The sequence below is a fragment of the Gilvimarinus xylanilyticus genome (genome assembly GCF_024195295.1).
In the GTDB taxonomy this organism is placed as follows: Bacteria; Pseudomonadota; Gammaproteobacteria; order Pseudomonadales; family Cellvibrionaceae; genus Gilvimarinus; species Gilvimarinus xylanilyticus.
In genome coordinates, this window is the sequence record NZ_JAMFTH010000002.1 from 245401 (window position 1) to 258619 (window position 13219).

Annotated in this window: 9 protein-coding genes; 3 read left to right on the forward strand and 6 right to left on the reverse strand. The window is 53.2% G+C overall.

Annotated features, from left to right (window positions below):
- Positions 1 to 132: 132 nt before the first annotated feature.
- The 4 genes from M6D89_RS10025 to M6D89_RS10040 form a co-directional block, all read right to left on the reverse strand.
- Positions 133 to 1827, reverse strand: coding sequence for a family 15 carbohydrate-binding domain-containing protein (locus M6D89_RS10025; protein WP_253967928.1), 1695 nt, complete (start codon positions 1825 to 1827; stop codon positions 133 to 135).
- A gap of 536 nt (positions 1828 to 2363) precedes the next feature.
- Positions 2364 to 3698 carry a xylose isomerase gene (gene xylA / locus M6D89_RS10030; protein ID WP_253967929.1) on the reverse strand — a complete coding sequence of 445 codons (1335 nt, stop codon included), beginning with the start codon at positions 3696 to 3698 and terminating at the stop codon, positions 2364 to 2366.
- A gap of 65 nt (positions 3699 to 3763) precedes the next feature.
- The gene (locus M6D89_RS10035; RefSeq protein ID WP_253967930.1) at positions 3764 to 4684 is read right to left on the reverse strand and encodes an aldose epimerase family protein; all 921 of its coding nucleotides are present in this window, start codon (positions 4682 to 4684) and stop codon (positions 3764 to 3766) included.
- 11 nt (positions 4685 to 4695) lie between these two features.
- Positions 4696 to 6180 carry a xylulokinase gene (locus M6D89_RS10040; protein WP_253967931.1) on the reverse strand — a complete coding sequence of 495 codons (1485 nt, stop codon included), beginning with the start codon at positions 6178 to 6180 and terminating at the stop codon, positions 4696 to 4698.
- A 272-nt stretch (positions 6181 to 6452) separates the two neighbouring features.
- Here M6D89_RS10040 and M6D89_RS10045 point away from each other — a divergent pair, with 272 nt between their 5' ends.
- From M6D89_RS10045 to M6D89_RS10055, 3 genes are all read left to right on the forward strand, one after another.
- Positions 6453 to 7181, forward strand: a complete 729-nt coding sequence (locus M6D89_RS10045) for an NUDIX hydrolase (RefSeq protein WP_253967932.1) — start codon at positions 6453 to 6455, stop codon at positions 7179 to 7181.
- Positions 7182 to 7801: 620 nt separating this feature from the next.
- Positions 7802 to 10675: a glycosyl hydrolase 115 family protein gene (locus M6D89_RS10050; protein WP_253967933.1), complete on the forward strand. Its 2874-nt coding sequence runs from the start codon at positions 7802 to 7804 to the stop codon at positions 10673 to 10675.
- A gap of 115 nt (positions 10676 to 10790) precedes the next feature.
- Positions 10791 to 11246: a DUF6491 family protein gene (locus M6D89_RS10055; RefSeq protein ID WP_253967934.1), complete on the forward strand. Its 456-nt coding sequence runs from the start codon at positions 10791 to 10793 to the stop codon at positions 11244 to 11246.
- On the opposite strand, the gene M6D89_RS10060 is transcribed toward M6D89_RS10055, so the two are convergent.
- Together M6D89_RS10060 and M6D89_RS10065 are read right to left on the reverse strand one after the other, a co-directional pair.
- Complete coding sequence (locus M6D89_RS10060) at positions 11240 to 11674, reverse strand: response regulator (protein ID WP_253967935.1); 435 nt, start codon at positions 11672 to 11674, stop codon at positions 11240 to 11242. The genes M6D89_RS10055 and M6D89_RS10060 overlap by 7 nt on opposite strands.
- Complete coding sequence (locus tag M6D89_RS10065) at positions 11646 to 13217, reverse strand: sensor histidine kinase (protein WP_253967936.1); 1572 nt, start codon at positions 13215 to 13217, stop codon at positions 11646 to 11648. Before M6D89_RS10065 ends, M6D89_RS10060 begins: the two co-directional genes overlap by 29 nt.
- Between the last annotated feature and the right edge of the window lie 2 nt (positions 13218 to 13219).

The following is a 13219-nucleotide window of genomic DNA, read 5'->3' on the forward strand; positions in this document are numbered from 1 at the left end:
TAGTGCTAAAAGTCTTTATATTTGCATGACGCTCGGCACCACTGTTTAAACTTACTCTAAATGGCAGAGACTTTACTTTTTATGACCCGCCCCATAGGAACGGGTCACCATAAATGTCCCTTTGCCACTTATTTACTCGATAGTAATCTGGCGCAACAAAATAGGCTCGCCTTCTTCGCGAGTCGTCAAGCCAGCACCTTGCAGCTTAATACCCACACGATGAGCGGTTGGCTCGGTAGGTACACCTTCAAACGCTTGCTCGAAACGGTACCAGCCGTCACCCAAGTCTTCACCCGCACTCAGAGCAAGGAAGTCACCGTAGATACCCTCGTAACCGCCCTCATTTTGCTGAATATAAGGCTGAATTTGCATGCCAGGATTTTCAGTCAGATAGTAGTCGCTTATGTACAACTCAAACCCAACAGTGGCGCCTTCCAAATCTGGCAACTCATCAGCGGCTGCCACATACATAACAGTACGCTCGTCGCTGTCTGTTGCCTGCCAATTGGGATCGATCTGCAAAGCGCCGGTGTCGCTATCAATCGATAAATCAGGCGCACCCTCTAAGCCCTGCCAGTTGTCGTTATCCCAAGTGCCAGCATCAAGATCTTCTTGCGTAGGCACCAAAGTAAACGGACCACTATCGCCACTTGAGGTGGTGATATTGATCTGCATGCTGTTGATGGTGACACGGCCAGCCACTTCGTTTTTAACCTGTAGACCGACGCGAATATTCTGTCCTTCTTCGGCGATAAACGCTTCGTTTTCAGTGGCGCAGTTAATTTCGTAGGGCTCACCTGCAGTCAGTGATCCGTTACCCACATAACAACCGAACTCACCGGTATAACTACCGAAGTTTTGTTGAATAATTGGCTGAACATCAGCGCCTGAATCTTTAAACGCCTGATCCACAGTAATAGTCATATCAAAGCTGCGGCCCACTAGATCGGCTGGACCTTCCAGCAGATAAACCAGCTTCTGATCGGCTGCGGTAGGCTCGTAGTAGACGCCAGTGTCATCGGTCTGCACGGTAACGCCATCGGTGGCATCCATTACCGTCCAAGCCGGATCATCGGCTTCAACGACCAAAGGACCACCCGCGCCAGAGGATGGAGTCAGCGTGACGTTATCGAACCAAAGGGGACCTGCGACCTCAGGTGCTTTACCGTTAGCCACCAAGCGAACACCCACCTCGTTGATATCACGCAGCGAGAAGCCTTCGTCGTGCCAGGCAAAGGTGCCATAGTCAACCACAGGCTCGCCTTCAACGACTTCGGATTCGCCGGTACCGGCAGCCAGCTCCCACATTTCGATGCGGTTCCAACCCGCCTCTGCGGGGTAAGGGCGACTTACACCTTTAAGGCCCGAGGCGTTGCTCAGCAACAGGTGCATGGTCATATTGCCATCGCTCGCATAAGCATCGGTGACATACACCCAGATGCTGGCAGCCGAACCGGCCATATCGTCGACTTCGTCAACCGCACCGTAAATGTCCAGTTGGTCGGCGTCGCTCGCCCAGGTGGGCTCTGCCACCAGAACTTCCTCTGTGCCGTTCCAGCTCATACTCGCGGTCGCGTTACAGCCGTTCGCACAGGCGCTCATCCAAGCGTCAATGTCGGCTTCTTCATCAAAGGGGATATAGGTATAGATTTTTGGCTCACCCGGCTCAAAATCACCGTCGCCACCATCGCCGTCGCCGCCATCACCGTCACCATCTCCACCGCCGTTATCGGGTGGCGGCGCTGTGCTTGGCCCCAAGTCTACATCTCCGCCACAGGCAGAGAGCACAAATACTGTGCATAGCGCGATAAGCAGTTTTTGTAACATATCAAAACCCTCTATTATTCTAGTCTCAAGCTTAATTATTCTGTCAGGAGCGTAAGTTGACCGAACTCGGTTGGCTTTCCGCCTTTTATATTTTGCTGGCCACTTTTCAATTCCACCGAAACCGAACTCCTGGGCCGGAGTTCAAAGTGAGACTTATGAAACAGTCAAAGTGACGCGCATTACACATAACATAGCACACAAATGTTCGATATGACTATAAGGCGCTAGTATTTTATTTAAAAATAATCTTGTTACTTGGGCATCAAAATGTATGACAAATGTTCGACTCCTCCATGGTAAATTTTTTGTTATTTGTTTTACGCCACAGAAATCGTTTAGATCAAAAACCATGTAAGGCTGCAGCGTGGGATTTAAGTATAGAAACAAATCCACACAATGCGATTAACTTTACCCTTTAAAACACCCCCGCCTCGCAATAAAAACCAATCAAACTTTATAGAGCCAAAAACAAAAAACGGTGCACCGATTACTCGGGGCACCGTTCTTTTGAAGAACTGCTAATTATCAGCGCAATATTAACGAATATAACGATTGATAATATTTTCGTACAATTCCTGCTGACCACTCACTTGAGCGGGTTCACCAGCGGCATTACCGATAGCCGCCAAAGCTTCTAGACTGAGGTCACCCGCCTCAAACTTAGCGCCGTCACCTGAATCAAAGGTCGCGTAACGCTCTTTACGCATTTGCTCTAGGGGTGACTTCTGCAGAATATCGTCGGCAATAATCAAGGCGCGGGCAAACACATCCATACCACCAATGTGGCCGTGGAAGGTATCAACCAAATCGGTAGAGTTGCGACGGCGCTTGGCATCGAAGTTAACACCGCCACCGGCCCAGCCACCGGCACGCAGTACAACCAACATCATTTCCACGGTCTCGTTAATGTTGTAAGGGAACTGGTCGGTATCCCACTGGTTCTGATAGTCGCCGCGGTTGGCATCAATAGAACCCAACATGCCGGCGTTGGCGGCCACTTGCATTTCGTGGTCCATGGTGTGGCTAGCCAAGGTGGCGTGGTTGGTTTCAATGTTCAGTTTAAAGTCCTTGTCCAAACCGTGATGACGCAAAAAGCCAATAACGGTTTCACTGTCAAAGTCATACTGGTGCTTGGACGGCTCCATGGGCTTGGGCTCAATCAGGAAGTTACCTTTAAAGCCATTGGCGCGGCCGTAGTCGCGGGCCATGGTTAAGAAGCGCGCCATGTGCTCTTGCTCGCGACCAATGTCGGAGTTAAGCAGACTCATGTAGCCTTCACGACCACCCCAGAATACGTAGTTCTCACCACCCAGAGCGATAGTCGCGTCGATGGCGTCTTTTAATTGCGCACCGGCGTAGGCCACTACGTTAAAGTCGGGGTTGGTTGAAGCGCCGTTCATAAAACGCGGATTGGTGAACAGGTTAGAAGTGCCCCACAAAAGCTTCATACCCGAAGCGTCTTGCTTTTCTTTGGCCCACTCTACCCACTGCGCCAGGCGCTTGCTGAAAGCGGCGCGACCGTCATCACCCTCTTCAACCACATCCACATCATGGAAGCAGTAATAAGGAGTACCCACTTTGGTAAAGAACTCAAACGCAGCATCAAGCTTCATGCGCGCGCGAGTCTCGGCATCTTTCCCTTCGTTCCATGGGAAGATAAAAGGTCCTGGACCGAAAGGATCGTGACCGGCGCCGCAGAAGGTGTGCCAGTAACAAGTGGCAAAGCGCAAATGGTCTTTCATGGTTTTACCGGCGACTACACGGTTCTCGTCATACCACTTAAACGCCAGAGGATTGTCGGACTCTGGGCCTTCGTAGGCGATCTTGCCGACACCTTTAAAATATTCTTTATCTCCGATGAGTACACTCATAACTAATACCTTTTAATGTTGCCGCGAAGGCGGTACACCCCCGCAAATGTAATAAACGTTCTGGCCTATAAGCCGTAGGCGCGTACACCAAAAACGCCGCTAAAAGTCTGGCCGGGCTCTAGATTTACCAAGCCCTCACCAGTATTAAATGCATCGATACCGCAGCTCATTGGCTCGACCGCTAGCGACTTGCGATCGGGCGACGTGTACACCTGCATAAAATTCATTCCCCGGTTGCCAGCCCGCTGCCACAACTCCAGACCAAAACCGGCCCGCTCGCTGTCAAAGCGCGCTGATACTCGACCACTTTGGCCATCCAGTACAAAACAGTTGTCCAGCTCAACATCGGCGAGGCTCGCGCCCTCGACAAACCGAGTATCCGGTTCGCTTTGCCCTGTGGGCAGCATGCGCTCATCCACCAAAGTGCGCCGCGCCGGCGGCAATGCCAACCGACAATCATCCAGTGCAACCCCCAGCGAGAAATACGGATGCCACCCCATACCCACTGGAATTGTATGCGTGCCTTGGTTTACCACACTCATACAAACTTCCAGCTCGCCTTCGGGGTAGAGCACATAGTCCAGCTGCACTCGCGCCCTAAAAGGGTAGCCGGGCTCCGAGCCATCGAAAGCGTAGACCAAACTAACCGAACTCGCCCCCTCTACTAAAGGCCCTTCTGTCACTTGCGCCTCGGCGCGATACAAAAAACCATGCAGAGCGTTACGCAAAGCCGGCTCATTGAGGTCAAACTGATAGTCGCGCCCTTCGCACCGGTAGCGACCATCGCGCAAACGATTGGGGAAGGGGAACAACACCGCACCGCGAAAACCCGGATTGGCCGCACATTCGTCACGACCAATTCCCGCGATCACATCGCGCGCGCCCGCCCGCGTGGGCAGAACCAAGCCATTAATCATGCCGCCATAGGCAGGCTCCAAGGTTAAACAGGCCTGCCCGGCACGCAACTCGAGCGGCTGATGATTCACCGCCATCGCCCTTACCCTAAGTCAGCCAGGGCTTTTTGCCAGGCGCCATAGGCACTCTGGTACTCATCGGCGCGCGAGGCCTGGGGCTCTATGATGGCCACTTTTTCCAACCCCGCGAAGGCCTCTTTGGCCGAGGCGTAGTAGCCTGCCCCCAAGGCCGCACCGCGAGCAGCGCCCGCCGCGCCATCGGTATCGTACAACTCTACCGAGGCCTGGGTGGTGTTGGCGAAGGTCTGGGCGAATACGTCACTTAAAAACATATTCCCCTGCGCCACTTTAATCACCTCACAGCTGCCACCCAGCTCTTTCAGCACATCAAAACCCTGGTTGAGCGCGAACACAATACCCTCTTGCGCCGCCCGGACCATATGGCCCAGACCGTGACGGTTGAAATCAATATTGCGAATGTGTCCGCCCATATTGCGGTTTTGAAAAATACGCTCAGCACCATTACCAAAGGGGTGAAAGATAAGCCCGTCACTGCCCACGGGGATTTCGGCGGCCAGCTGATTCAGGTGCGGATAACTCAGATCGCCACCGGCGGTCAGCATTTGCCGCAACCAACTGTAAAGACGCCCGGTGCCATTGACGCAGACCAAGACACCATTGCGCTTGTGCGCCTCGGTATCGGTCACATGCACAAAGGTATTAACGCGGGACTTCACATCGGCCACATCCTTATCGGTAACGCCGTAAATAACCCCGGAAGTACCCGCCGTAGCCGCCACCTCACCGGCTTCCAACACATTCAGACTAAAGGCGTTATTGGGCTGATCACCCGCGCGGTAGCTGATTAAGGTGCCCGGCGCCAAGCCCAATTCGGCGGCCGCGGCATCGCTTACGCGAGCCTGTTCGCCAATATTAGGAACCAGCTCTGGTAGCAGGTCGGTACTCATGCCCCAGTGGGCCATCAACTTTTCGGCTGGCGTACGATTTTGATAGTCCCAAAAGGTACCCTCTGACAAACCCGAGGCGGTGGTGGTCGCCTCGCCGGAGAGCTTCATGGCAATATAATCGCCGGGCAGCATCGCCTTATCAATTTGACCGAACAGCTCGGGCTCGTTTTCCTGCACCCAACGCAGCTTAGCGGCGGTGAAATTACCCGGCGAGTTCAGTAAATGTTGGTAACAATAATCTTCACCCAGCGCCTCAAGCGCGGCATCGCCATAGGGAACGGCGCGCGAGTCACACCAAATGATCGCCGGACGCAACACTTGCTGGGCCTTATCTACCAGCACCAGGCCGTGCATCTGGTAGGAGATACCAATCGCCTTGATGCTTTTTAAATCAATGCCCTTGGCGGCAAGCTTGGCCAACCCGGCGGCCACACACTCCCACCAGGTTTGCGGATCCTGCTCGGCAAAACCCGCCTGGGGACTTTTGATCTCAAGCTCCGACTCTGGATGAGTCACAGCCGCCAGCGTGCGACCACTGTCACCATCGATAACCGAAAGCTTGGTTGAAGAACTACCGATATCCAGACCTAGAAACAACATGACTCTCCAGTAATTTAATCGTTGTTTTTATGGGCGCCCAGCGCCTAAAAAGAACCTCAAAGGATTCTCGAGTGTAGCGCACTATATCTTATTGTCCCAATGACCACAAGACTTAGTGCTTGAATTTTACGCGGTTTTCATCCACATTACCTCGCCTGCGAACCCTATGTACGTAATATGGTATTATTGACCAGATCAAGTCAAATACAAAATCAATATCATATTTGAACACCCTGGATCGTTTAAATAGTCATTTTTACAGGCAACACACCGTGTCAGAAACCAACCACCGCTACAGCGCTCACGTCGAGCCATCCTTCACGCCCAAGAACGTCATAAAATCTCTGTCCATTGATAACCTTATTTTTGGCCTAGATCACGGCAAGCTCGACATATTGCTGGTTAAACATAAAGTGGGGCTCAGCAAAGGCCAGTGGGCCCTGCCCGGCGGCTTTATCCGACACGACGAGAATCTGCGGGATGCCGCCTCGCGCCATCTGCACGAGCTGACCGGGGTAACCGACCTATACCTGGAACAACTCAAAACCTTTGGCCGAGTGGACCGCTTTCCCTCCGAGCGAGTAATCACAGTGGCCTATTACGCGCTGGTTAGCGCCGAAGACTACAAACTGGTGGCGGGCAACAACGCCTCCGACGCCTGCTGGTTCGGTATTCACGAATTGCCCGAGCTGATCTTCGACCACAAAGAAATCGTCGACTTCGGTATCCAGCACCTGCAACAGCAAGTGCGCCGTCGCCCCATTGGTTTCAACTTGCTGCCGGAAAAATTTACCCTGCTGCAGTTACAGGAGCTTTACGAAGGTATTCTGGACACCAAGCTGGATAAACCCAACTTCCGCCGTAAGATCATGAAAATGAACTTGTTGACCAGCTGCGAAGAAAAGCAAACCGGGGTTGCCCACCGCGCCGCCAAGCTTTACCGCTTTGACGAGCAAGCCTACCAAGCCCTTACCGAAAAAGGCTTTTCCTTCGAAATATAGGGAAACTCGCGCCGCGAACTCCTCTCGGCGCCCCCTCTTACGTCATCCACCTAAGCGACTCTTTTTAGGGCCTGTTCACACTAATTAAATGCGCCTGCTGGAAGCCAGTTTTGTTTCCAGCTAGGCGCCGTGAGTGTAGTTTGGTGATTCCAAATAAGCGATCGGCAACAACGCTGGGGCAAAACAGGCTCCAGCCCTTCGGGTTGCGGCTAAAAATCCGCCACTCTGCGTTGCTCGTCGTTCATTTGGAATCACCAAACCACTCTCCTCGCGCCTTGATTGACAAATTTTTAGTCGCAACAGGCTGCATCTAATTAGTGTGAACAGGCCCTAGCGGGGGTTGTAGATCGCCGCATTTTGGTTTATGTTATGGTTTTCATGACTATAAGAAGAGTGGCAATAACAGCGACTCTGCGGATCCGACCGCCCCAAATCACGACTTAAAGCGCGCGAGTCACAGACGAATCCTCGGCGCCCCGACGCTACCTCAGAATAAAAAAGGACAGGGGCAGTAGGTAAGGGCCTACCCTGAGCAGGCTTCACAGTCTTGCGCGCTAGCTTCCCGGGTTTTACTTCCGGCGCAGCGAGTTGCAATTTTATTTTAGCGATGTACTGACATTATGAAGATTATTAATAAAATATCTCTTGCCGCAGGCTTAGTCGCGGCCCTGGCCGCACCTCAGGGCGCTCTCGCACTGGGCGGCCCCAGCTTTATCAATGACAAGCCAAACGACGGAGACTTTCAGCTCGTGCATCGCAATCATAGTGCGCCCCTGCTGCACTATGCCCAAGCCGATGCTGCAATCAAGATTGCGCTGCAAAACCTGCAAGCTGATATTGAACGAGTCAGCAACAAGCGCCCCTCGCTAACCACCCTGAAGCAAGCCAAATCGCCTCTTAAGCAAGCGGTCATTGCCGGACAAATCGGCACCAATCCACTGATCGACAAACTCATTGCCGAGGGAAAACTGGATACCGAGAGCATCACCGGGCGCTGGGAAGGCTACGTGATTCAGACTGTCGACCAGCCGACCGAAAATATTGACCAAGCGCTGGTCATCGCCGGCACCGACAGGCGCGGGGTGGCCTACGGGATCTACGAGATCAGCGAGCAAATTGGTGTTTCACCCTGGTATTGGTGGGCGGATGTGCCGGTACACAAACGCGACAATATCTACCTGGATGGCGACCTGAAAATCGCCGATTACCCCGACGTGAAATACCGCGGCATCTTTTTAAACGATGAGGCGCCCGCTCTCACGGGCTGGGCCCAGGAAAAATTCGGTGGTTACAATCACGAGTTTTACGAAAAAGTATTCGAGCTGTTAACGCGCCTGAAGGCCAACTATTTATGGCCCGCCATGTGGAACAACGCCTTCAATGACGACGATCCGCTGAACATGGTGCGCGCCCACGAATACGGCATTTTTATGGGCACTTCACATCACGAACCGATGATGCGCGCCGATAAAGAATGGAATCGCTACGGCGAGGGCCCCTGGGACTATGAGCGTAACCCCGAAAAGCTGTACGACTTTTGGGTAGAGGGCGCGAAACGCAACAAACCCTACGACTCCATTTATACGTTGGGTATGCGCGGTCAGGCCGACACCCCCATGAGTGACGAACAGAATATTGGCCTGCTGGAAAAAATTGTCACCGATCAGCGCGAGATTTTAGACGACGTTTTCGACCGCGACTTAAGCGAGATTCCCCAGGTCTGGGCACTGTATAAAGAGGTGCAAGGTTATTACGAAGACGGCATGCGCGTCCCCGATGATGTGACCCTGCTGTGGGCCGACGATAACTGGGGCAATGTCCGGCGCCTGCCTACACCACAAGAACGCGAGCGCGAGGGCGGTGCCGGGGTTTACTACCACTTTGATTATGTGGGCGGGCCGCGTTCCTATCGCTGGATGAATGTTACCCCCATCGCCAAGATTTGGGAGCAAATGAATCTGGCCGACGCGTTCGATGCGAAAAAGATTTGGATTGTTAATGTCGGCGACTTAAAACCGCAAGAATTCCCCACCGAATTCTTTCTGCGTATGGCGTGGGACCCAAGCGACTGGCCCAAAGAGCGTTTGGAGGAATTCAGCCAGCTTTGGGCCGAGCGCGAGTTTGGCGCCGAATACGCCGCCGACATTGAAGATATCATCACCGGCTATACCCGGCAGAATGGTCGCCGCAAACCCGAGCTGATGAGCCCGGATACCTACAGCCAACTAAACTACCGCGAGGCAGACCGCATCAGCGCCGAGTTGAACGGGCTGCTGGAAAAAGCCGAGTTGCTTTACGGGAAAATTCCAAAACAACATCAGGATGCCTTCTTCCAACTGGTGTTACACCCCATTAAAGCGACCACCATCATTCACGAGCTGTACAGCAATACTGCCAAAAACCGTCTTTACGCGGAGCAAGGCCGGGCTAATGCCAATGAATATGCTGAGCGGGCAAAAGAGTTGTTTGCCGCCGACGCCGCCTTAAGCGAGCGCTACCACAGCATTAATGACGGCAAGTGGAATCACTTTATGAGCCAAACCCACATTGGCTACACCCACTGGAACAATCCACCCGCGAATACCCTGCCGGTAACCTATCGCTATCAGCCCCACGATAAGCCCGATATGGGTGTGGCCGTTGAGGGACAGGCACAGAGCTGGCCCGCCACCAGCAACCTGGCGCTGCCCGAGTTCAGTCCCTACGGCACGACCAGCCATTACATCGACGTTTATAACAAGGGCACCGCTCCGTTCAACTTTACGGCTGAAGCCAGCGAGCCCTGGATTAGCATTAGCCAAACTGAGGGCGAAATTACTGGCACCCAACGCCTGCGCGTCAGCATCAATTGGCAAGAGGCCCCTGTAGGTCGCCATACCGGACACGTCTTTGTCAAAGGCACCGGCTGGGGCGGGGCAAAAGTTCAGGTCGAGTCATTCCTACCCGAGTCCGACATCCGGGCTGAGGTCAAAGGTTTTGTAGAGGCGAATGGTGTTGTGGCCATCGAACCGGCCGACTACGCTCGTAAACAGTCAGCGGACGGTATCGAGTGGCAGGAAATTCCGCTCCACGGTCACACCGGCTCGTCCATGTCGACCTTCCCGGTCACCGACACCAGCTTCGAGGATTTAGAACACGCGCCTTGGGTAGAATACGATTTCTATCTGTTTAGCGCGGGCGACATTAGTGTCAAAGGCATTTTCGCACCCAGCCTTAACTTTGTTCCCGAGCGCGGCCTTCGCTATGCAATTGCGATTGACGACCGGCAGCCGCAGGTGGTGGACATTCTCAGCGACCTATCTCACCAAGCCTGGCAAGAGGCGGTACGCCAAGGCGCCCGTAAAACCACAACTCAACACACCATAGAGAAGCCGGGTCCTCACACTCTGCGTATTTACGCCATCGACCCGGGTGTAACCCTGCAAAAGCTGATTATCGACAACGGTGGTTTAGAGCCCAGCTATCTGGGCCCAGAACCCAGTTACCGTCGTTAAGAACCCTGGAGCAACCTCAGGAAGCTTACCCCGGTCGGAGCAATCCACCGGGGTTTTTTTTGCGTTACTTGCAGCTATACTGAATAAAATAAGGCAAATCGCAAACGAGGTCATCATGGTAAAGACAACTCACAGCTTACTCCCCCTCACCACAACCGCTTTATTCGCTGCAGCCATAACCGCCTGCAGCACCACAGGCGGCCCCTCCACTAATGTATCCAGCTTGCTGTTAGACGCTACCGGACAAAATGGCCGCGCCTGCCTGGACGTCAAAGATATTCGCGGTTATGGGGTGCTGGACGGCGATGTCATCTCCATTAACACCAATCGTGAATACTACCTAGCAACGGTACTACCAGGATGTATGGATTTGCAGATGTCGACCCACGCCATGTTCAAACAGCGCTTTGGTGAAATTTGCGGAGGCGGTATGGACAGTGTCAGAACAGGGGGTGATAACTGCACCATTCGCAATATCTTTGAATTTGAAAACCGCGAGAGTGCCTTTGCGGTTCACGACCAGGTCATGGAAAAACAGGCCGAATTAAGAGAGGCCGCCAGAGCTCAGTGAACTCGGGTATTCAGTTTTAACCAGTAGTGACTGACATCCTGTAAAAGCTGCGCAAACTGGTCAAATCCCAGCGGCTTTTGCAGGTAACTGTTTACTCCCAGCGCGTAGCCCTCTTCGATATCGGCGTTCTCGTCCGACGTGGTTAAGAAAGCAATGGGGGTATGGTGGTAGGCGGCCGACGAGCGCAGCGCGCGCAGTACATCAAAGCCGTTAAGTTGCGGCAGATCGATATCCAAAAGCACCAATGCCGGTTTGCGATAATCGGGGCGATCACAGTAGCGCCCCGAGGCGAACAGAAAATCCAATGCCTCTTCGCCATTGGCCACTATCTGCAAGTCGTATTCAGCATTCAGGCGAGCAAAAGCCAACTCAGCCAGCTCCGCCTCATCGGCATTATCTTCAACCAGTAATATCGTTTCCCTGATCACGGTCCGTTTTCCCATCCCAGAAAGTGAAATAAAAGCTGGCCCCTTTTCCGGGTTCAGCCTCTGCCCAAATTCGTCCTCCATGGCGGGCGACAATACGCTGCACTGTCGCCAAGCCAATGCCTATTCCCTCGAACTCTGAGGCTTTATGCAGGCGGGTAAAGGGCGAAAACAAGCGCCCCGCATACTTCATGTCGAAACCCGCGCCGTTATCGCGCAAAAAGAATTGCCGCTCACCATTGTCAGCGCTCTGACAACCAAACGCAATACGCGCACACGCTTCGCGGGCGGTATACTTCCAGGCGTTGTGCACCAGGTTATCCACCAGAACCGCAAGGAAACGATGATCTGCCTCGACCACTACGCCATCTTCAATGGTAAGCTCCACACGGCGTTCAGGCTCTAGCGCGCTTAACTGCGCAAAATAGTGTCGCACTAATGCCGATAAGTCCACCTGACTGATATGCAGCTCGCTCTGGGTGGCGCGCGACAGCTGCAAAAAACTATCGATCATTTCGCTCATCTCTTGCGCCCCAGACTCCATTCGCCCCAGGTAGTGTCGCTGTTGCTCGTTGCACCGCTCTTCGATCTGTTCCGCGAGAATCCGGCGAAACCCTTCGATCCGCCTTAGCGGGGCACGCAAATCGTGAGAAACCGAATAACAAAAGCTGGCTAACTCACCATTGGCCGCTTCAAGCTCTGCCGTGCGCTGTTTAACTCTCTCCTCCAAAACCGCATTTAAGTGCTTTACCTCTTCCTCAGCGCGACGCCGCGCCACAATATCATCGGCCAGGGCCTGATTGACCTGGCGCATATGTTCGTAAGCATCCTCGAGTTTCGCGGTTAGGGCATTGAACGAGGTCACCACCAGATCCAGCTCATCCGGGTGGCTACGACGATCTCGCGCAAGCGTTAGAGGACTGGTTTGATCAATATTGTAATCACTTAAATACTGCGCAATACGACCTAGGTGAACAGCCACTAACCGGTAAAACACATAGAGAATAAACAATGACACCAGAAAGGTTTTAACCCCCTGACTCAAAAGGATAACAATCGCTTTATCCCACAGGCGGGCATACACTTGAGTCAACGACGCCTCAACCCTCAGTATGCCGATTGTGCGGCTATCCTCGGCAAAGGTATGGGTAATGGCGTATTCGCGTACAATCGCACTTTCGGCCTCGAATTTCCCCAGCTCAATCTTCAGGGGCTTGCTCACCGCGTTCCCCACCTCATACACAGCGACTGAACTAACATCGGGCAAATGGCGAATCCCTTCCAGCTGTAATTTGAGCTGGCTCACATCCAAATTCCAGAGACTGGCGCTAATACTGGCCATATAGCTGCTATCAATGTCTGCCAAGCGGCTTTTTATTAAGCTTACATCGCGTTGATAGTCGGTTAGCAGCTGCACGGCAGTAGCGACAAGCGTCACCACAGAACTAAAGACAATAATACTGAGCAGGAGACGCCGACCGATCCCATGCCGCTTGAGTGCTTGTTTTAAATAGTCCCACTGGTAGCCCGAACCGAGCAGCTGCATAC